An 18,604-nucleotide genomic window follows, 5' to 3' on the forward strand; every position below is an offset into this window, starting at 1 on the left:
TGTTAATTATACCTGCCCCACAATAAAAAACCGCCGCCTTAAAGGCGGCGGTTTTTTTTCAGCATTACTTCTTAGCGGCAGCGGCTTTATCGTCAGCCGGTGCGTCTGCCTTGGCATCCGCTTTCGGTGCCGGTTTGATGTCCAGCAGCTCTACGTCAAAGACCAGGGTAGAGTTGGCAGGGATACCTGGAACGCCGGTTTTGCCATAGGCCAGATCCGGTGGAATAACCATCTTGATCTTGCCGCCTTTCTTGATGTTTTTCAGGCCTTCAGTCCAGCCCGGGATCACACCGTCCAGACGGAAGGAGAGTGGCTCACCACGGGTGTAAGAGTTATCAAACTCTTTACCGTCGATCAGCGTACCTTTGTAGTTCACGACAACGGTGTCGCTGTCTTTAGGCGCATCGCCGGTGCCTTCTTTCTCAACTTTGTACACCAGGCCAGTCGAAGAGGTTTTCACACCCTTCTCTTTAGCAAAGGCATCGCGGTAGGCTTTGCCTTTCGCTTCGTTGTCTTTAGCGTCCGCGTCCATCTTGGTCTGCGCGGCGCCCTTCACACGCGCTTCGAACGCCTGCAGAGTCTGTTCAATTTCCTGGTCAGACAGCTTGCTCTTATCGGCAAATGCGTCCTGAACGCCCGCGATCAGCTGAGCTTTATCCAGTTTGATGCCCAGTTTCTCTTGTTCTTTCAGAGAGTTTTCCATGTAACGACCCAGAGATGCGCCCAGTGCGTAGGCGGATTTCTGGTCGTCATTTTTGAACGCCGCTTTGCTGTCTGCAGTGGCAGCAGGCTTCGCAGCAGTATCAGCAGCGAATGACAGCGGCGCGTTCAGCGCAACAGCCATCGTCGTCGCCAGCAGCGTTACTTTAAACAGTGATTTCATCCATATCTCCAGGGCCTGGGGACTCTCACCCCAGCGTTAAACGTAAATGAGTGACGTACTATAAAACGTTGCAGAAGAAATCTACAGACAGACACGTCCAATTCTCGCCACTTTTCAGACTATTTTTGTTTAAATAAGTTTCTTGCCAGAGGGATGCGAACTGTACTTAAGGATAAACTCAGTTAAACTGCGCCGCCGCTGGGCCATTATGGCGAATCTGAAATAAACGAGGTGAATGATGAAGGATACAACGATAGAAGCGAGAATGGCTGAGCTTGAAAGCCGCCTGGCTTTTCAGGACATCACCATCGAAGAGCTAAACCAGACCGTGACCGCACATGAGCTCGAAATGGCGAAACTGCGGGATCATATGCGCCTGCTGACGGAAAAGCTGAAGGCTACGCAGCCGTCGAACATTGCCTCTCAGTCGGAAGAGACGCCACCTCCTCATTATTGAGGCGTAAAAAAAGCGGGATTATCCCGCTTTTTTATTTTCCGCATGACGGAATTAGTGGCAGCCGCAACCGCCGTTACCGCAACCACCTTTACCGTGGCCGTGGTCATGACCATGGTCGTGGCCGTGACCACCGCAGCAGCCATCGTGGCCGTGATCGTGGTCATGGTCATGACCGTGCGCACCGTGAACGTGGCCATGAGCCAGCTCTTCTTCGGTCGCTTCACGGATCGCAACAACTTCTACGTTGAACTTCAGGTTCTGGCCAGCCAGCATGTGGTTGCCGTCAACCACGACGTGGTCATCTTCCACTTCGGTGATTTCAACTGGAACCGGGCCCTGGTCGGTTTCTGCCAGGAAGCGCATGCCAACCTGCAGTTCGTCAACGCCCATGAACACGTCTTTAGGAACGCGCTGAACCAGGTTGTCGTCATACTGACCGTAAGCGTCGTTCGCGCCTACAGCAACGTCAAATTTGTCGCCAACTTCATGACCTTCCAGCGCGTTTTCCAGGCCGGAAATCAGGGAACCGTGACCATGCAGGTAGTCAAGCGGCGCACTCACCGGAGACTCATCAACCAACACACCGTCTTCTGTACGTACCTGATAGGCCAGGCTGACCACCAGGTCTTTTGCTACTTTCATGATATCTCCTGAGCGTGGGAAAATTGCTGGCGCAGATTGTAGCGGAAATCTGCACCTGTGTACCCTTTAGCTTAAAAAAACTCAGGGCATATCGCTAGTCCGGATGAAAAATCCCGATAACTTGCTCTTCTTTGCGAACGTGATCGCGGGCCTCTTTGTCGGCCTCACGCATCTGGTGACCGCACTTAACACACTCAACAACATCAATATTATTTTCCCGCCACATCGCCAGGGTATCTTGCGCCTGGCAGGTCGGGCATTTTGCACCCGCGATAAAGCGTTTACGTACAGCCATCTTTCGTTACCCTTTATTCAAATTCATCCCAGCCATCGAGCTGGCGTCGTTCCTGCTGCATCTCGCGCTGGAAGATCTCCTCCAGCTCGCGACGCGCTTCCCGCACGCGGGAGATCTGCGCCGTATCGGTATGTACCGGCATCAGCTCGCGCAGCATCCGCATATCCAGCCGGCGGAAGTGCATCTGAGCACGCTGCGCCTGATGCGGATGCATGCCAAGCGAGATCAGCGCCTTGCGCCCCAGCTCCAGCGCACTGGAGAACGTCTCACGGGAGAAGTGTTTCACACCCGCCTGCAATAATTCGTGAGCTTCAACACGTCCCCGCGCACGCGCCAGAATATGCAGATGCGGGAAATGCTGCTGGCAGAGATCTACCAGCTTCATCGTGTCTTCCGGATCGTTACAGGTAATGACGATGGACTCTGCCGCCTCTGCCCCCGCCGAGCGCAGTAGCTCGAGCTGGGTCGCATCGCCGTAGTAAACTTTGTAGCCGTATTTGCGCATCAGGTTGACCGCGCTGATATCCCGCTCCAGCACCGTAATGCGCATTTTGTTCGCCATCAGCAAACGTCCGATCACCTGTCCAAAGCGGCCAAAGCCCACCACGATCACCTGGGGCTTATCATCCTCCACCCACGGCGCTTCGTCTTCATCGTCTGTCGGATTCAGGCGGCGCGACAGCAGTTTATCCACCAACTTCATCAACAGCGGCGTGGTCATCATTGACAGCGTGACCGTCACCAGCAAAAGCGCCATCTGATCGTCTTTAAACAGCTTCTGGGACGAGGCGGTAGAGAACAGCACAAACGCGAACTCGCCTCCCTGACTCAACACGCTGGCAAACTGCATGCGTTCCGAACTGCGCAAGCCGTAAATGCGCGCCATGACGTACAGCACCAGCGTTTTCACCGCCACCAGGATGGCCACGCTCACCACAACCCACAGCAGATGGGTATAGAGCACGCCAAGGTTGAGCGCCATCCCCACCGAAATAAAGAACAGGCCTAACAGCAGCCCTTTAAAGGGATCGATGGCAATTTCCAGCTCGTGCCGGTATTCACTTTCCGCCAGCAGCACCCCGGCGATAAAGGTCCCAAGCGCCATCGACAGCCCCAGCGCGTCCATAAACAATGCCGACCCCAGCACCAGCAGCAGCGTCGCGGCGGTAAACACCTCGCGCACACCGGACGCGGCAATAAAGCGGAACACCGGACGTAACAGGAAACGTCCGCCAATCAGCATCCCCGCGAAGGCCAGCACCTTCATCGCGACTTTCGCCCAGTCGAAGTGGTCGTCGCCGGAGCCCGCCAGCAGCGGCACCAGCGCCAGCGCCGGGATGACCGCCAAATCCTGGAACAGCAGCACCGAAAAACCCAGCTGACCGGCTTCGTTGCGGTTCATCCCCTTGTCGCGCATCAGCTGCAGGGCCATCGCCGTCGACGACATCGCAAGGCCTATCCCGCCTATCACCGCCGCCTGCCAGGAGAAATTCGTCAGCATTAACAGGCCCCCCAGAATCGCGGCGCTGAACACCACCTGCGCGGCACCCACGCCAAAGATGGAGCGTCGGAGCTGCCACAATTTAGAAGGGTTGAGCTCAAGGCCGATGATGAACATCAGGAACACCACGCCCAGTTCGGAGAAATGAAGAATTTCATCTACATCGCTGATGAATCCCAGTCCCCAGGGGCCAATCGCGATCCCCGCCAGCAGATACCCCAGTACCGCACCGATACCAATACGCGCAGCAAGCGGCACCGCGACGACGGCCGCAAATAAAAACAGCACCCCGGCGAGGAGCAAATTCGATCCTTCCATTAACGACCTCCTGCCGGAATCGGTGACGCCAGCCATTCACCATAGGCTCTGGCGTGGCTGGCCAGTTCTTTCGGATCCTGACGTCGGGCCCAGTAGACAATAATCGGGCTCATCCAGTGCATACGGCACATTGCCGCCGTCAGTTCGAAAGGCCGCAGAATGTCGCTCATCGGATAGCGGTTCAGCCCGTCGTGGCGGTAAGCGCTTTCGGGTTCACCGGTCGTAATCACGCTACGCCAGTACTTTCCCGCCAGCTGGTTGCCCCCCACCCCACTGGAGAAGCCCCGGCTCAGCACGCGGTCCAGCCACTCTTTGAGCAGCGCCGGACAGCTGTAGGTATAAAGCGGATGCTGGAACACAATCACGTCATGCTGACGCAGCAGTTCCTGCTCGTAAGGAATATCAATAAAGAAATCAGGATAGTGCGCGTAGAGATCGTGCACCGTCACGTTACTGAGCTGTGTGGCCGGCTTAAGCAGCACCCGGTTTGCCACCGAGTCCTGAGATTCCGGATGGGCATACAGCAGCAGCACTTTTGCTGTCTGAGACATCATTCCCCTCCCGGTCTTGTTTCTGTTTTTGTGTATCGTTGTTGTTTTGGGCTACCATGGCGGCCCGGTGCGGAAAATGGCCCACACCTTACATTATCATAATGACAAATTAACATAGTCGGAACATACGGCGCTTCTATGATTGTTTTCTCCTCGTTACAAATTCGTCGCGGCGTGCGCGTCCTGCTGGATAACGCCACTGCTACCATCAACCCAGGCCAAAAAGTGGGTCTGGTCGGCAAAAACGGCTGTGGTAAATCCACGCTGCTGGCGTTGCTGAAAAACGAGATTAGCGCGGATGGCGGTAACTTCACCTTCCCGGGGAACTGGCAGCTCGCCTGGGTGAACCAGGAGACGCCAGCCCTGAGCGAACCGGCACTCGACTATGTTATTGACGGCGACCGGGAATACCGCAAGCTCGAGGCGGAACTTAACGCCGCTAACGAGCGCAACGACGGCCACGCCATCGCCACCGTTCACGGCAAGCTGGACGCCATTGACGCGTGGACCATTCGCTCCCGCGCCTCCAGCCTGCTTCACGGCCTGGGCTTCAGCAACGAACAGCTGGAACGTCCGGTCAGTGACTTCTCCGGTGGCTGGCGCATGCGCCTCAACCTGGCGCAGGCGCTGATCTGCCGCTCTGACCTGCTGCTGCTCGATGAACCGACTAACCACCTCGATCTCGATGCGGTTATTTGGCTGGAGAAGTGGCTCAAGAGCTATCAGGGCACTCTGATTCTGATCTCCCACGACCGAGACTTCCTCGACCCGGTGGTGGATAAAATCATTCATATCGAACAGCAAACGATGTTCGAGTACACCGGCAACTACAGCTCCTTCGAGCGCCAGCGCGCGACGCGTCTTGCCCAGCAGCAGTCCATGTACGAAAGCCAGCAGCAGCGCGTGGCGCACCTGCAGAGCTTTGTGGATCGCTTCAAGGCCAAAGCGTCAAAAGCAAAGCAGGCCCAGAGCCGCATCAAGATGCTGGAGCGCATGGAGATGATCGCCCCGGCGCACGTCGACAACCCGTTCCACTTCAGCTTCCGCGCTCCGGAAAGCCTGCCAAATCCGCTGCTGAAAATGGAAAAAGTCAGTGCGGGCTATGCCGACCGCATTATTCTCGACTCCATCAAGCTCAACCTGGTGCCGGGTTCACGTATTGGTTTGCTGGGACGCAACGGTGCCGGTAAATCGACGCTAATCAAACTGCTGGCGGGCGAGCTTAACCCGGTCAAGGGTGAAATCGGCCTGGCGAAGGGCATCAAGCTGGGTTACTTCGCCCAGCATCAGCTGGAATTTTTACGCGCGGATGAATCCCCGATTCAGCATCTCGCGCGTCTGGCGCCGCAGGAGATGGAGCAGAAGCTGCGCGACTACCTCGGCGGCTTCGGCTTCCAGGGCGATAAGGTCACCGAAAACACCGAGCGTTTCTCAGGTGGTGAAAAAGCCCGTCTGGTGCTGGCGCTGATCGTCTGGCAGAGACCCAACCTGCTGCTGCTCGATGAACCGACCAACCACCTGGATCTCGATATGCGTCAGGCGCTGACCGAAGCGCTGATTGAGTTCGAAGGCGCACTGGTGGTGGTTTCGCACGACCGTCACCTGATCCGCTCCACCACGGACGATCTCTACTTAGTGCACGATGGCAAAGTCGAACCGTTCGACGGCGATCTGGAAGACTACCAGCAGTGGCTGACGGACGTGCAGAAGCAGGAGAACCAGCCGGAGGAGTCGGCGAAAGACAACGCCAACAGCGCGCAGGCACGTAAAGACCAGAAGCGCCGTGAAGCGGAGCTGCGCACTCAGACGCAGCCGCTGCGTAAAGAGATTGCCCGTCTCGAAAAAGAGATGGAAAAGCTCAACGCCACGCTGGCTACCGTTGAAGAGAAGCTGGGCGACAGCGAGCTGTACGACCAGAGCCGCAAAGCGGAACTGACCGACTGTCTGCAAACCCAGGCGAAAACCAAATCCAGCCTCGAAGAGTGCGAAATGGCGTGGCTGGACGCACAGGAACAGCTGGAAGCCATGCTTCAGGCCGACTAAACCATCGGGAGGGTTATGCGTTTCGATACCACGAGCGATATTACATTCCGCAAGCTCAGCATCTTCATGACGTTTATGGAGAAGGGGAATATCGCGCGTACCGCCGAAACGCTGGGCCTGAGCGGCGTCAGCGTTCACCGTGCGCTGCACACGCTGGAAGAGAACGTGCGCTGCCCGCTCTTTACCCATAAGGGGCGCAACCTGATTGCTCTCCCTTCCGCCTGGACCTTGCTGGAATATTGCCAGGAAGTGATGCAGGTGATGGAGCGCGGGCTGGAAGCGTCGCGCAAAATTGCCGGGATCGGCCAGGGGCGGCTGCGAGTCGGAACGCTCTACTCGCTCACCCTGGAAACCGTGCCGCGCCTGATTATGGGCATGAAGCTGCGTCGTCCGGATCTGGAAATGGATCTGACGATGGGCTCCAACGAAACCCTGCTGCACATGCTGGATGAAGGCTCGCTGGACGCCATTCTTATCTCCATTTCCGAGAGCGATATCGACCGTAACAGCCTCGAAGTGTTGCCCCTGTTCCATGACGACATCTTTCTTGCCGCACCGGCCTCCGCGACGCTCAATACCCGCGGCCCGGCCGATTTGCGCGACTATAAAGATCGGAAATTTGTCTCTCTTGCGGAAGGGTTCGCCACCTATGCAGGCTTCCAGGAGGCGTTTCATATCGCCGGGTTCGAGCCGGAGATTGTTACCCGGGTGAATGACATTTTCTCCATGCTCAGTCTGGTGCAGGCGGGAGTGGGCTTTACGCTGATGCCGGGGAGGATGAAAAAGGTCTATGAGAATTCCGTGCAGCTCCTGAAGCTTGCCGAGCCATACCAGATGCAACAGCTGATTGCCATCGTCTTTGCCCGCAACCGCGAGCAGGATCCAAGCCTGCGGGCGCTGGCCGCCGAAGGGCGGATGTATGCCCGCAGTTTGCAGGACGGAGCCTGAGGTCGTGCCGGGTGACGACGCGTCGCGTCTTACCCGGCCTACGTTCGTGCAGTTGTAGGCCCGGTAAGGCGCAGCCGCCACCGGGCTAAACCATCACGCACGGAGTCGCTTCGCCAGATGTACCGCCACATCAACTCCGCTGCGCTCCAGCGAAATGGTCTCTCCTTCCCACGGCGCCTGACGCGTCAGGCAGGTCAGTACGCCGCCGGGGGGCATCTCGATCGCCAGCCGGGCTTCGCGTTCATTCGCTGAAATCATCGCCTCCTGCCAGCGCACCGTACGCGCCATGTTCATCGCCAGATCGTCGGCGATCTTTTCCGGCTGCCACAGCACGCGCCCGCTGCTGCCGCTCAGGTAGGCGCAGCGTGGGCGTGAAAGCGTGACCGATTCAAACGCCGTTGCCAGCTTTTGCGCGGGTGCTGTCAGCAGTTCGCAGTGCGACGGCACGCTGACCGCCAGCCGTTTGGCCTTGCTCGCCCCTTTCGCCAGCGCGCGCGACGCCGCCTCCGCCATCCCTTCATCGGTTCCGGCAATCACGATCTGCGTTTCGGCATTCAGGTTGGCAATGTAGGTCCCGGTGCCCTGGATAAGGTCTTCCACCTGCGGCAGAGTGAGCCCCATAATTGCCGTCAGGCCGTAGCCGTGCGGATACGCCTGCTCCATCAGATCGCCACGCAGCGCCACCAGCTTCAGCGCATCCGTAAAGTCCAGCGCGCCTGCGATGACCGCCGCCGGATAAGCGCCGATGGACAGCCCGCTGACGATATCCGGCGTCACGCCGCGCCGTTCCAGCTCGCGCGCCCAGGCCACGCCTGCAATTAGCAGGCAAAGCTGAACCGCGCGGGTGTGGGTTAACGCGTCTGCGCTATCCAGCGTATCCACTTCGGCGCCAAGCACCTCACGCGCCTGAGCCAGTTCCGTTCCCGGCAGGTTTTGCAGCATGCCTTCGTGCTGCGTACCCTGCCCCGGAAAGGTAAACACTATTTTCATCACTCCTCCCTGCGCCACGGATCCGCCACCAGGCGCGGTCCACGGCGGGTTTTCAGCAGCGTTTTGCCGTCGCGCAGCCACTCCGCCAGCGCGAAACCGCCCTCGGGCGTATCCACCTGCGTATCGGCACGACACAGCGCACGGCTTAGCCGGGACTGCCACGTCGTCAGGGCGTCCGGTGAGATCGGCAGCGGAGCGCGGATAAGCAGATCGAGATCGCTATCGGCATGGATCACCGGGATGCCGGTCGCCAGCGCGTAGCCGGTACTGCCGGTAATGCCCCACGTCCACGGCCACGCCTGCTGAGAAAGCTGAAGCGCCACCTGAACGGGTGGCTGAGTCACAAAGGGCGAGCGCAGCAGTTCGGCCGCAACGCTCAGGTCTTCCGGTGAAACCACGCGTAGCACGTTTTCGGGCTTCACCCATCCGGCCGCCCGCTGGTCGCGACGTAAACCGCGCACGCCAACGGGGATCCGGCCTTCGCTATCCACATCACGCCGCACCACCACCGGCAGGCCGGTATGCCAGGCGGCCTCCACCCAGGATTCAGTGATGCCTTCCAGCGCATCGCGGGCAGTAAGCCAGATAAGGTCGTGCGGGCGTAATGGGGTAGTCATGGTTACATTCCTGAAGTCAGCGAGATAAACAGCGGCAGCGACAGGATACACAGGACGGAGCTTAACAGCAGCACGGCTTCTGCATCCGGCGACTGCACGCCAAAGCGGTTACCGAACACGACGCCGAAGAAACCCGCAGACAGCGCAATCATCAGGATAGCGGTGATCGCCACGGAGCCGTGCAGACCAAAGATCAAGACGATACCCCAGGCGATGGCTGGCTGAATCAGCAGCTTGGCGATCGTGGAGGTGATGACCATGGTATTAATCTGCAGCTTACGGGCAGAGAGGATCACCCCGGTCAGGAACAGCGCCGCAGCGGTCGCGGACAGTCCCAGCGGTTTGATGGCCGCCAGCACCAGCTCCGGCATTTTGATGCCGATGGCGGACAAAATCACGCCCAGCAGCGGGCCCATCACGATCGGTTTTTTAATGGAGCGCCACATCAGCACCGGCAGCATTGAGAGCGTTGAGCCGGAGCTATTGCCCTCAGCGCGCGCTTTTTCACGTTCCAGAATGAGCAGGCAGAACGGGGTCATCAGCACCGAACCGCAGGCGATGGAGACCGCGACGGAGAGCGACGTAGAGGAACCTTCGCCCAGCACGCTGCCCAGAATCGGCAGACCCAGCGCTGCATAGTTGGGCAGCGCGACGGTGAGCGTCAGCACGGCCGCATCCTGTGGCGATTTCTTAAAGACGCCGGTGGCGAGGAAGTAGATGACCGCATAGGTGATCCACATCGCCAAGGTCAGCACCAGGATCAGCGGCGACTGGGCAACGATGCCGGTCCACGGGGTTTGCACGGTGGCGCTGAACAGCGCTGCAGGGAGTGCAAAATCCATTACGAAGATATTAAGCAGGGAAACATTTTTGTTATCGACCATCTTTGCCTTGCCGGCCCAGAATCCCAGCAGCATGATGACGAAAATCGGTGCAAGAGCATGAACAATTACGTAAGTCATAAATCACCTGTAGTAAAAAAGTTTAAGCACTGGCGCGATGATTATTATTTTCAGGATGCAGGTTCCCGCGTGGGCGCTGTCACGCGCCCACGGGTTGATGCATCTGGCAGGTCTCTTTTTACTTACCAGCTGGCTCGCATACGTTCGCGTACGAGCGCCGAGCTGCGGCGATTGTCAGCACCCAGACGGTTTTTCAACGTGGTGTCCTGACGAGCGTCACTGATGGCCTGTTGCAGGGTGGATTTCACCAGCGTCAGATCGTTAACGGAGGGGGCATCCGGGTTGCTGATATCCAGCAGGTTAGAGAGCAGCCCCAGCGTGGCGTAGTTGCTGATGTCGTACGCCATGGGCGGAATGGTCGCCGCCAGTTTTTCCAGCGCCTCGACGGTACGCAGCGTGATGCGCGCCGCAGACTCTTTGCCCATCGCGTGGATCAGCACGCCTTTGTCGTTAAAGGCGATCAGACGGTTGGCCTGGTAGCCGTGCGCCAGGAACGCGCCGGACATCGCCTTGCCGACGATAAGCCCAATCACCGGGTGACCGGCCAGACGCGCGTTAGCATACGCGGCAGCGGCTCCCGCCAGCGCCTGATGAATACCAAACGCCTCTTCGCGTCGGCCATAGGCCTGGCTTGGGACGTCGATCACCGCCACAATCGGGCGCTTCACGGCTTTATCGGCATCCGCCGCGACGGTTTCGCTGACCACTTTCGCCAGGGTCCAGCCTTCCAGCAGCCCCACTTCCCCTTTCGCCGCTCGCGGGAAGTGGTTGTTGGCATCCGGCACCACGGCAACAAAACGTACCGCCTCGCCGTTTAACTCACCGTCTGCCGCCTGGACGGACGGGCATAGCCCCTCGATACGTTTGGCGTTCGGGGCGAGGATGTCCAGCCAGCGTTCGCCACGGCTTATTGCGTTACTCATCATTTCACCTCCCGGGCAAAAAGCGCGTTAATCTGTTCGGCATCAGCCTGTTTGCGGGTGTCGAAATTCGTCAGACGGTTCAGGTAATCGTCGTAGTTATCGGTGCGATGTTTCGCGGGAACGCCTTTAGCAATCGCGTCGTTCATCGCCTGTTTCACCGCGTTGATACCGTCGCCGACGAGCGCATCCACCAGCCCGCTTTGATAGCGCACTTCACCGCCGGTCATGCTCCAGATAAACGGACGATCGCGGGAGTCGTACTCCTCAATGCCCGCCTCCTGCTCGATAACCTGCGGGCCGTTGAGGCCAAGACGCGCTTCGCGGGTCACGATCAGGTAGCTGCACAGCGCCGCCGCGATGGACATCCCGCCGAAGCAGCCCACGGTTCCGGCCACAATGCCAATAACCGGCGTGTAGCGACGCAGGTCCACAATTGCCGCGTGGATATCGGCAATCGCCGCCAGGCCGAGGTTCGCCTCCTGCAGACGCACGCCGCCGGTTTCGAGACACAGCACCGCCTGAGTCGGAATGCCGTTGCGGTTATCTTCCGCCGCCAGCTCCAGCGCCGCCGCCATTTTGGCGCCGGACACTTCGCCCATGCTGCCGCCCTGGAACGCGCCTTCAATCGCCACGACGACGGCAGGCTTGCCGTTGATGGTGCCTTTCGCCACCACCATGCCGTCGTCCGCCTGCGGCACAATGCCCTGTGGCCCAAGCCACGGAGAGATAATGCCTTCAAACGGATCCAGCAGTTCGCGGTAGCTGCCCTCGTCGAGCAGGGCCTGCGCGCGCTGGCGCGCTTTCAGTTCGATAAAGCTGCTGTCATCACGCATGGCTCGCCCCCTCAAAAACCTGTTCGATACGAATGCGCGCCACGCCCGGCGTCGCGCCGAAGTCGTGGATGGTCAGTTTGCCTGCCGGCAGGCTGCTGACGGTTTGCAGACGGTTGAACAGCGCCTCCCAGCGCCCCCGGCTGTTGTCCACGGAGGTGGTGATATCAATGGTTAACGTCTGACCCGGTTCGGCGGTGAAGAGCACCTCCATATCCCCGGAACCGACTACCCCTGCCAGCGCCCTGCCGCTTAACGTGCGGCTGGCTGGCACGGTCAATGTGATTTTTTCCATAACATCCTCTTAATGCTTTGAATTTGGCGTTTCGACGCGGTCGAGAAACAGCGTGGCGGCAAGCAGGTCGGCAGCGCCGCCCGGTGAGGCGTTGAGCGCCAGCATCTGACGGTCTAACCTCGCCAGCGCCTGCTGGCCCGCAGGCGTTGCGCTGCCGCCGGCATTCAGCACCGCACGGGCGCCGTCTTGCATGGCATCAAGCCCTTCCATTCCGGCACGTGACAGCACGCAGGTGTCGGTGAGTGAGGTCATGATGGCCATCAGCGCGTCGAGCCTGGCGTGCGTTTCACTGCTACCGTTGAGGCGGCTCAGGCGAAGCTGCGGCAGCGCGCGCTGCATAACGTGCGGGAACGCCTGCTGCGCCTCTTCACGCGCGCCCGGCACGCGGTAACGGTGCGTGGCGCGCAGGCCTTTACTGAACACCTTCGGTGCCGCGTCGTCCGGCAGTCTCGCCAGCTGTGCGGCGGTGCGGGCGACGTCTTGCGCCCTGGCATCACCGCCCAGCATCGCCACCGCGCTGACCAACAGCCCCAGCGCCCAAATCGCGCCGCGATGGGTGTTTACGCCACCGGTTGCGGACATCATCTGCTGCTCGCCTTCGCGACCGAGTCGCCCGACGGTTTGCCGAAGTGCGATATCTGCTGGGCGCTGCCAGCTTTGCAGCGCCAGCGCCTGAAACGTGGAGGTCAGGCTGTGCGCCGAGCGCTCCATCAGCGCAAGGGATAAATCGTGGTGCGCGCCGTTCCCCCGACTGTCCACCAGACCGGGTTTCGGGCTTAAACGTGCTTCGTCAATCAGACACTGCGTGGCGGTTCGCGCCAGCCATTCGGCACCGCCTTCAACCTGAATCTGGGGGAGAAGTTTCATTACCAGCTCCGGAATTTCGCAGGTGGGTTATAGAGACCGCCGGACCATTCCACGAGATCAGACACGCTGCCTGCCGCCAGCAGAGAGCGGGTGGCATCAGTGCGGCGAATCCCCATATCTTCCGGATAGAGCACCTTGCCGCTCTGACGCAGTTCCGCCACGCGTTTGGCATCCACGCCCAGACCGATGTCGGTGATCCCCGCGACGGCGGCGACCATGGCACGACGCTCTTCCAGATCTTTCGCCCGATAGAGGTAGGCAATTCCCTCTTCCGTCAGCACGTGGGTGACGTCATCGCCGTAGATCATCACCGGCGCCAGCGGCATACCGGAGGCTTTCGCCACGTCAACGGCATCGAGTTTTTCCACGAAGGTCGGCTTCACGCCCGCCTGGAAGGTTTCCACCATCTGCACGACCAGTTTTTTACCGCGCTGCATTGGGTCAGGTTCGGTGATCATGTTCAGCCAGGCTGGCGTGGCGTGGCGACGACCGTGCGGGTCGTGACCCATGTTTGGCGCACCGCCGAAGCCGGACAGACGACCACGGGTCACGGTTGAGGAGTTGGCGTAGCCGTCCACCTGCAGCGTAGAGCCGATGAACATATCCACCGCGTACTGACCTGCCAGCTGGCAGAACGCGCGGTTGGAGCGCATGGAGCCGTCGGCACCGGTAAAGAAGACGTCCGGACGCGCGCGGATGTACTCTTCCATCCCCAGCTCGCCGCCGAAGCAGTGCACGCTCTCGACCCAGCCGCTTTCAATAGCCGGGATCAGCGTCGGATGCGGGTTCAGCGTCCAGTGTTTACAGATTTTGCCTTTGAGCCCGAGCTGTTCACCGTAGGTAGGCAGCAGCAGCTCGATCGCCGCGGTGTTAAAGCCGATCCCGTGGTTCAGGGACTGCACCTGGTGTTCCGCATAAATACCCTTGATGGCCATCATCGCCATCAGGATGTGTTCCTGTTTAATCAGACGCGGGTCGCGAGTAAACAGCGGTTCGATAAAGAACGGCTTATCGGCCACCACCACGAAGTCAATCCACGAGCCCGGAATGTCCACGCGCGGCAGGTCACACTCGTCATCCACCAGCTCGTTCACCTGCGCGATGACGATGCCGTCGTGGAACGCGGCGGCTTCCACCAGCGCCGGGGTATCTTCGGTGCTCGCCCCGGTATAGAGGTTGCCTTTGCGGTCGGCTTTAAAGCCGGCAATCAGCGCCACGTTGGGCGACAGGTCGACGTAGAGACGGGAGTAGAGTTCGATATAGGTGTGAATCGCGCCGATTTCGAGCTGACCATCCTCCAGCAACTGGGAGATGCGCAGGCTCTGCGTCCCGGAGAAGGAGAAATCCAGCTTGCGGGCGATGCCTTTCTCAAAGATATCCAGATGTTCGCTACGGCCAACGCTCGGCATGATCATATGCAGGTCGTGGACGATCTGCGGGTTCACTTCGGCCAGCGAGCGGGAAAGGAAATCGGCCTGCTTCTGGTTGTTACCTTCCAGCACGACCTTGTCGCCTGGCGCGATCAGTTTTTCCAGCATGGCGATGAGATCGCCGGTTGGCAGTACCTTGCCCTGCACCGGTACGGAGGCCAGACGACGCGCTTTTTCGCTGCGTCGCGTGTTCCATTGCCGGGTGGGTGTTTGCCCAGATAACATTATTAACCTCCTGATTCAGCTAATCATTTTGATTTGCTTAACGTTGAGTAAAGTGTGCGCTCTGGTGAGAAAGGCATCAATTAAGCGTAGAGCTGAATCATTAGCCTGAGAGTAATAATCAAGGTAAATATTTGTGATCGGGATCAGTTCATGTTTCGGAAAACCAGGCTAAACGGGGTACAATTCGGAAAGTATCGTTAATTTCCGACAAGAATCAGCATCGCGCTTATGACCCAAATCATTCCATCAGGCTTCGAGATTGCAGCCGAAGACAGCACTGAGTTCGTGCCTATGCGCGGCGTCGCCAATCGCCATTTGCAGACCATGCTGCCGCGGCTGATCCGCCGCAAGGTGCAATTCACCCCACACTGGCAGCGGCTAGACCTGCCAGACGGTGACTTTCTGGATCTCGCCTGGAGCGAAGCGCCGGAACAGGCTCGCCATAAGCCGCGGCTGGTGGTTTTTCACGGTCTGGAAGGCAGCCTGCACAGCCCGTATGCGCACGGGTTAATTGAGGCGGCCAAAGCGCGCGGCTGGCTCGGCGTGGTGATGCATTTTCGCGGCTGCAGCGGCGAACCGAATCGTCAGAAACGCATCTATCACTCGGGTGAAACCGAAGACGGCACGTGGTTTTTACACTGGCTGCGGGACAACTTCGGTACCATGCCCACCGCGGCCGTAGGCTACTCGCTGGGCGGCAATATGCTGGCCTGCCTGCTGGCCAAAGAGGGTGAAAGCGTCCCGCTGGATGCCGCCGTCATTGTCTCCGCGCCGTTTATGCTGGAACAGTGCAGCTACCACATGGATAAAGGCTTTTCCCGCGTCTATCAGCGCTACCTGCTCAACCTGCTGAAGGCCAACGCGGCGCGTAAGCTGAAGGCCTACCCGGACACCCTCCCGGTCAGCCTGCGCCAGCTGAAAAAAGTGCGCCGCATTCGCGAATTCGACGATCTGATCACCGCGAAAATTCACGGCTTCGCCGATGCGATTGACTATTATCGTCAGTGCAGCGCCATGCCGCTGCTCAGCAAGATCACGCAGCCGACGCTGATCATTCATGCCAAAGATGACCCATTTATGGATCATCACTCGATTCCCGCTCAGGAATTCCTGCCCGACAACGTTCACTATCAGTTGACCGAGCACGGCGGCCACGTCGGGTTTATCGGCGGCACGCTGCGCCGCCCGAAAATGTGGCTTGAGACGCGTATTCCTGACTGGCTAACCCCTTATCTGGACGGTGCAACATGATTATTCCCTGGCAGGATCTGGCTCCCGAAACGCTCGATAATCTGATTGAAAGCTTTGTATTACGCGAAGGCACCGATTATGGTGAACAGGAACGCTCGCTTGAGCAAAAGGTCAACGATGTAAAGCGCCAGCTGAAAAGCGGCGACGTGGTGCTGGTGTGGTCAGAACTGCATGAGACGGTCAATATCATGCCCCGCAACGCGTTTCACGGCTGATCTTCCACCCTTTTCAGTCAGGGAGTTGCTATGTCTGCCAGACATCCGGTTATTGCCGTTACGGGGTCGAGTGGTGCCGGAACCACCACCACCAGCCTCGCATTTCGCAAGATTTTCGCTCAGCTGAATCTCCGTGCGGCGGAGGTCGAAGGCGACAGCTTTCACCGCTACACGCGTCCGGAGATGGACATGGCCATCCGTAAGGCGCGCGATCTGGGAAAACACATCAGCTACTTCGGTCCGGAAGCCAATGACTTCGGCCTGCTGGAACAAACCTTTATTGAGTACGGTCAGAGCGGCAAAGGGCAGTCCCGCAAGTATCTGCATACCTATGATGAAGCCGTTCCCTGGAATCAGGTGCCGGGTACCTTTACCCCCTGGCAGCCCCTGCCGGAACCCACCGACGTGCTGTTTTACGAAGGATTACACGGCGGCGTGGTCACGCCGCAACACGACGTGGCGCGCCACGTGGACCTGCTGGTTGGCGTGGTGCCTATCGTTAACCTGGAGTGGATCCAGAAGCTGACGCGTGACATGAGCGAGCGCGGCCATTCGCGAGAGGCGGTGATGGACTCGGTGGTGCGCTCCATGGAAGATTACATCAACTTCCTGACGCCGCAGTTCTCCCGCACCCATATCAACTTCCAGCGCGTGCCGACGGTGGATACCTCCAACCCGTTCGCGGCCAAAAGTATCCCATCCCTGGATGAGAGCTTTGTGGTGATCCATTTCCGCAATCTCGAAGGCATTGATTACCCCTGGCTGCTGGCGATGCTGCAGGGCTCATTTATTTCTCACATGAATACATTGGTCGTACCGGGCGGAAAAATGGGGCTGGCGATGGAGCTCATCATGACGCCGCTGGTGGAGCGGTTGATGGAGGGAAAGCAGATTGCGTGACGTCTGTTGCCGGATGGCGCTTCGCTTATCCGGCCTACGTTCGTGCAGTTGTAGGGCGGGTTAGCGAAGCGCCACCCGCCAAAAGATTAAGCCTCGATCACTTCATACGAATGGGTGATTTTTACCGCTTTCTCCAGCATTAACGCCACAGAGCAGTACTTCTCGGCAGACAGGTCCACCGCACGTGACACCGCCGCGTCTTTCAGCGCTTTACCGGTGACCACAAAGTGCAGATTAATGTGGGTGAACAGGCGTGGCGCCTCTTCGCGACGTTCTGACGTCAGTTTCACCTCACAATCCGTCACGTCATGACGGCCTTTTTGCAGAATCGACACCACGTCAATGGCGCTGCATCCCCCTGCTGCCATCAGCACCATTTCCATTGGGCTGGGCGCTTTATCGCCGGAGTTACCGTCCATTAAAATCTGGTGCCCTGACGCGGATTCGCCCAGGAACGTTAAACCTTCAACCCACTTCACGCGCGCTTGCATATTCTTAAACTCCAACGTTGCATTTTTGGTGACAGATTACGCGTGCGTTACATTTCTCGCAATGGAAGGCGACCTGCATCATGCTGAAGCGAGACACCAGGAGACACGCGGCGAAAGCTATGCTAAAACACTCAGGATGCTACAGTAATACATTGACGTTACACATGTATGCAGAGGACATCAAACTTTACTGGCTGCGAAACGTTACGGTAGCCGACTTCCCAGGGTATGGGTAAGAATTCGATTGCAACCCCAGAGTCCGGATGCATCTGATGACTCTGGTGACAGCTTATAACAGAGGATAACAGCGCATGGTGCTTGGCAAACCGCAAACAGACCCGACTCTCGAATGGTTCTTGTCTCATTGCCACATTCATAAGTACCCATCGAAGAGCACGCTGATTCACCAGGGTGAAAAAGCGGAAACGTTGTATTACATCGTTAAAGGCTCGGTGGCAGTGCTGATCAAAGATGAAGAAGGGAAAGAGATGATCCTTTCTTATCTGAACCAGGGCGATTTCATCGGTGAACTGGGCCTGTTTGAAGAGGGCCAGGAACGTAGCGCCTGGGTTCGTGCAAAGACAGCATGTGAAGTGGCTGAAATTTCTTACAAGAAGTTCCGTCAGTTGATTCAGGTTAACCCTGACATCCTGATGCGTCTTTCTTCCCAGATGGCGCGCCGTCTGCAGGTCACCTCAGAGAAAGTGGGCAACCTCGCCTTCCTGGACGTGACGGGCCGCATCGCACAAACTCTGCTGAACCTGGCGAAACAGCCGGACGCCATGACCCACCCGGACGGCATGCAAATTAAAATTACCCGTCAGGAAATTGGTCAGATCGTCGGTTGCTCCCGTGAAACGGTGGGCCGTATCCTGAAAATGCTGGAAGATCAAAACCTGATCTCTGCCCACGGTAAAACCATCGTGGTCTACGGAACGCGTTAATTCCGCTTAAACGGCGTGCCATCGCA

At 58.4% G+C, this 18,604-nt stretch carries 21 protein-coding genes; 7 read left to right on the forward strand and 14 right to left on the reverse strand.

Features of this window, described 5'->3' with window-relative positions; genetic code table 11:
- Positions 1-64 precede the first annotated feature (64 nt).
- Positions 65-883 (reverse strand): FKBP-type peptidyl-prolyl cis-trans isomerase, encoded by an 819-nt coding sequence (fkpA, locus tag ABFV38_RS20290; protein WP_008503008.1) that lies wholly within the window; start codon positions 881-883, stop codon positions 65-67.
- A gap of 238 nt (positions 884-1,121) precedes the next feature.
- Between fkpA and ABFV38_RS20295 the strand changes: the two genes are divergently transcribed.
- A complete protein-coding gene (locus ABFV38_RS20295) occupies positions 1,122-1,340 on the forward strand; it encodes a protein SlyX (protein ID WP_008503009.1) in 219 nt (72 codons plus the stop codon).
- Positions 1,341-1,391: 51 nt separating this feature from the next.
- Here the strand turns inward: ABFV38_RS20295 and slyD are convergent, their stop codons facing one another.
- From slyD to kefG, 4 genes are all read right to left on the reverse strand, one after another.
- Positions 1,392-1,982, reverse strand: a complete 591-nt coding sequence (gene slyD, locus ABFV38_RS20300) for a peptidylprolyl isomerase (protein WP_008503010.1) — start codon at positions 1,980-1,982, stop codon at positions 1,392-1,394.
- A gap of 94 nt (positions 1,983-2,076) precedes the next feature.
- On the reverse strand, positions 2,077-2,277 hold the full coding sequence (locus ABFV38_RS20305) for a YheV family putative zinc ribbon protein (protein WP_010436300.1): 201 nt from the start codon (positions 2,275-2,277) through the stop codon (positions 2,077-2,079).
- Positions 2,278-2,290: 13 nt separating this feature from the next.
- On the reverse strand, positions 2,291-4,096 hold the full coding sequence (gene kefB / locus ABFV38_RS20310; protein WP_348957909.1) for a glutathione-regulated potassium-efflux system protein KefB: 1,806 nt from the start codon (positions 4,094-4,096) through the stop codon (positions 2,291-2,293).
- Positions 4,096-4,650, reverse strand: coding sequence for a glutathione-regulated potassium-efflux system ancillary protein KefG (gene kefG / locus ABFV38_RS20315; RefSeq protein WP_021242220.1), 555 nt, complete (start codon positions 4,648-4,650; stop codon positions 4,096-4,098). The genes kefB and kefG overlap by 1 nt, the downstream gene beginning before the upstream one ends.
- 135 nt (positions 4,651-4,785) lie before the next feature.
- On the opposite strand from kefG, the gene ABFV38_RS20320 reads away from it, so the two are divergent.
- Positions 4,786-6,690, forward strand: coding sequence for an ABC transporter ATP-binding protein (locus ABFV38_RS20320; protein WP_348957911.1), 1,905 nt, complete (start codon positions 4,786-4,788; stop codon positions 6,688-6,690).
- A 15-nt stretch (positions 6,691-6,705) separates the two neighbouring features.
- Positions 6,706-7,638 (forward strand): LysR family transcriptional regulator, encoded by a 933-nt coding sequence (locus ABFV38_RS20325; RefSeq protein ID WP_348957913.1) that lies wholly within the window; start codon positions 6,706-6,708, stop codon positions 7,636-7,638.
- A 93-nt stretch (positions 7,639-7,731) separates the two neighbouring features.
- Here ABFV38_RS20325 and mdcH read toward each other — a convergent pair whose 3' ends face one another.
- The 8 genes from mdcH to mdcA form a co-directional block, all read right to left on the reverse strand.
- A complete protein-coding gene (gene mdcH / locus ABFV38_RS20330) occupies positions 7,732-8,628 on the reverse strand; it encodes a malonate decarboxylase subunit epsilon (protein WP_348957914.1) in 897 nt (298 codons plus the stop codon).
- Positions 8,628-9,245, reverse strand: a complete 618-nt coding sequence (locus ABFV38_RS20335) for a malonate decarboxylase holo-ACP synthase (RefSeq protein ID WP_069720580.1) — start codon at positions 9,243-9,245, stop codon at positions 8,628-8,630. Before ABFV38_RS20335 ends, mdcH begins: the two co-directional genes overlap by 1 nt.
- Positions 9,246-9,247: 2 nt before the next feature.
- Positions 9,248-10,207 carry an AEC family transporter gene (locus ABFV38_RS20340; protein WP_021242215.1) on the reverse strand — a complete coding sequence of 320 codons (960 nt, stop codon included), beginning with the start codon at positions 10,205-10,207 and terminating at the stop codon, positions 9,248-9,250.
- A gap of 122 nt (positions 10,208-10,329) precedes the next feature.
- Positions 10,330-11,130 (reverse strand): biotin-independent malonate decarboxylase subunit gamma, encoded by an 801-nt coding sequence (gene mdcE / locus ABFV38_RS20345; protein WP_348959438.1) that lies wholly within the window; start codon positions 11,128-11,130, stop codon positions 10,330-10,332.
- Positions 11,130-11,963, reverse strand: coding sequence for a biotin-independent malonate decarboxylase subunit beta (locus ABFV38_RS20350; protein WP_021242213.1), 834 nt, complete (start codon positions 11,961-11,963; stop codon positions 11,130-11,132). The genes mdcE and ABFV38_RS20350 overlap by 1 nt, the downstream gene beginning before the upstream one ends.
- Positions 11,956-12,255: a malonate decarboxylase acyl carrier protein gene (gene mdcC, locus ABFV38_RS20355; RefSeq protein ID WP_196353018.1), complete on the reverse strand. Its 300-nt coding sequence runs from the start codon at positions 12,253-12,255 to the stop codon at positions 11,956-11,958. Before mdcC ends, ABFV38_RS20350 begins: the two co-directional genes overlap by 8 nt.
- A gap of 9 nt (positions 12,256-12,264) precedes the next feature.
- Complete coding sequence (locus ABFV38_RS20360; RefSeq protein WP_348957917.1) at positions 12,265-13,122, reverse strand: triphosphoribosyl-dephospho-CoA synthase; 858 nt, start codon at positions 13,120-13,122, stop codon at positions 12,265-12,267.
- Positions 13,122-14,777, reverse strand: a complete 1,656-nt coding sequence (gene mdcA, locus ABFV38_RS20365) for a malonate decarboxylase subunit alpha (RefSeq protein ID WP_348957919.1) — start codon at positions 14,775-14,777, stop codon at positions 13,122-13,124. The genes ABFV38_RS20360 and mdcA overlap by 1 nt, the downstream gene beginning before the upstream one ends.
- Positions 14,778-15,005: 228 nt before the next feature.
- On the opposite strand from mdcA, the gene ABFV38_RS20370 reads away from it, so the two are divergent.
- The 3 genes from ABFV38_RS20370 to ABFV38_RS20380 are packed head-to-tail and all read left to right on the forward strand — an operon-like array spanning position 15,006 to position 17,143.
- Positions 15,006-16,028 carry a hydrolase gene (locus tag ABFV38_RS20370; protein ID WP_348957921.1) on the forward strand — a complete coding sequence of 341 codons (1,023 nt, stop codon included), beginning with the start codon at positions 15,006-15,008 and terminating at the stop codon, positions 16,026-16,028.
- Positions 16,025-16,243, forward strand: coding sequence for a YheU family protein (locus ABFV38_RS20375; RefSeq protein WP_008503016.1), 219 nt, complete (start codon positions 16,025-16,027; stop codon positions 16,241-16,243). The genes ABFV38_RS20370 and ABFV38_RS20375 overlap by 4 nt, the downstream gene beginning before the upstream one ends.
- A gap of 30 nt (positions 16,244-16,273) precedes the next feature.
- Positions 16,274-17,143: a phosphoribulokinase gene (locus ABFV38_RS20380; protein ID WP_008503017.1), complete on the forward strand. Its 870-nt coding sequence runs from the start codon at positions 16,274-16,276 to the stop codon at positions 17,141-17,143.
- Positions 17,144-17,229: 86 nt separating this feature from the next.
- Here ABFV38_RS20380 and ABFV38_RS20385 read toward each other — a convergent pair whose 3' ends face one another.
- On the reverse strand, positions 17,230-17,634 hold the full coding sequence (locus ABFV38_RS20385) for an OsmC family protein (RefSeq protein ID WP_014885509.1): 405 nt from the start codon (positions 17,632-17,634) through the stop codon (positions 17,230-17,232).
- A gap of 311 nt (positions 17,635-17,945) precedes the next feature.
- On the opposite strand from ABFV38_RS20385, the gene crp reads away from it, so the two are divergent.
- Positions 17,946-18,578 (forward strand): cAMP-activated global transcriptional regulator CRP, encoded by a 633-nt coding sequence (gene crp, locus ABFV38_RS20390; protein ID WP_000242758.1) that lies wholly within the window; start codon positions 17,946-17,948, stop codon positions 18,576-18,578.
- Positions 18,579-18,604: the final 26 nt, after the last annotated feature.

Source organism: Enterobacter cloacae complex sp. Mu1197, assembly GCF_040059225.1.
GTDB lineage: Bacteria > Pseudomonadota > Gammaproteobacteria > Enterobacterales > Enterobacteriaceae > Enterobacter > Enterobacter quasiroggenkampii.

Excerpts from the sequence above, each read along its gene's own strand:
- fkpA (WP_008503008.1), bottom strand. The coding sequence starts at position 883 with ATGAAATCACTGTTTAAAGTAACGCTGCTGGCGACGACGATGGCTGTT.
- ABFV38_RS20295 (WP_008503009.1), top strand. The coding sequence starts at position 1,122 with ATGAAGGATACAACGATAGAAGCGAGAATGGCTGAGCTTGAAAGCCGC.
- slyD (WP_008503010.1), bottom strand. The coding sequence starts at position 1,982 with ATGAAAGTAGCAAAAGACCTGGTGGTCAGCCTGGCCTATCAGGTACGT.
- ABFV38_RS20305 (WP_010436300.1), bottom strand. The coding sequence starts at position 2,277 with ATGGCTGTACGTAAACGCTTTATCGCGGGTGCAAAATGCCCGACCTGC.
- kefB (WP_348957909.1), bottom strand. The coding sequence starts at position 4,096 with ATGGAAGGATCGAATTTGCTCCTCGCCGGGGTGCTGTTTTTATTTGCG.
- kefG (WP_021242220.1), bottom strand. The coding sequence starts at position 4,650 with ATGATGTCTCAGACAGCAAAAGTGCTGCTGCTGTATGCCCATCCGGAA.
- ABFV38_RS20320 (WP_348957911.1), top strand. The coding sequence starts at position 4,786 with ATGATTGTTTTCTCCTCGTTACAAATTCGTCGCGGCGTGCGCGTCCTG.
- ABFV38_RS20325 (WP_348957913.1), top strand. The coding sequence starts at position 6,706 with ATGCGTTTCGATACCACGAGCGATATTACATTCCGCAAGCTCAGCATC.
- mdcH (WP_348957914.1), bottom strand. The coding sequence starts at position 8,628 with ATGAAAATAGTGTTTACCTTTCCGGGGCAGGGTACGCAGCACGAAGGC.
- ABFV38_RS20335 (WP_069720580.1), bottom strand. The coding sequence starts at position 9,245 with ATGACTACCCCATTACGCCCGCACGACCTTATCTGGCTTACTGCCCGC.
- ABFV38_RS20340 (WP_021242215.1), bottom strand. The coding sequence starts at position 10,207 with ATGACTTACGTAATTGTTCATGCTCTTGCACCGATTTTCGTCATCATG.
- mdcE (WP_348959438.1), bottom strand. The coding sequence starts at position 11,130 with ATGAGTAACGCAATAAGCCGTGGCGAACGCTGGCTGGACATCCTCGCC.
- ABFV38_RS20350 (WP_021242213.1), bottom strand. The coding sequence starts at position 11,963 with ATGCGTGATGACAGCAGCTTTATCGAACTGAAAGCGCGCCAGCGCGCG.
- mdcC (WP_196353018.1), bottom strand. The coding sequence starts at position 12,255 with ATGGAAAAAATCACATTGACCGTGCCAGCCAGCCGCACGTTAAGCGGC.
- ABFV38_RS20360 (WP_348957917.1), bottom strand. The coding sequence starts at position 13,122 with ATGAAACTTCTCCCCCAGATTCAGGTTGAAGGCGGTGCCGAATGGCTG.
- mdcA (WP_348957919.1), bottom strand. The coding sequence starts at position 14,777 with ATGTTATCTGGGCAAACACCCACCCGGCAATGGAACACGCGACGCAGC.
- ABFV38_RS20370 (WP_348957921.1), top strand. The coding sequence starts at position 15,006 with ATGACCCAAATCATTCCATCAGGCTTCGAGATTGCAGCCGAAGACAGC.
- ABFV38_RS20375 (WP_008503016.1), top strand. The coding sequence starts at position 16,025 with ATGATTATTCCCTGGCAGGATCTGGCTCCCGAAACGCTCGATAATCTG.
- ABFV38_RS20380 (WP_008503017.1), top strand. The coding sequence starts at position 16,274 with ATGTCTGCCAGACATCCGGTTATTGCCGTTACGGGGTCGAGTGGTGCC.
- ABFV38_RS20385 (WP_014885509.1), bottom strand. The coding sequence starts at position 17,634 with ATGCAAGCGCGCGTGAAGTGGGTTGAAGGTTTAACGTTCCTGGGCGAA.
- crp (WP_000242758.1), top strand. The coding sequence starts at position 17,946 with ATGGTGCTTGGCAAACCGCAAACAGACCCGACTCTCGAATGGTTCTTG.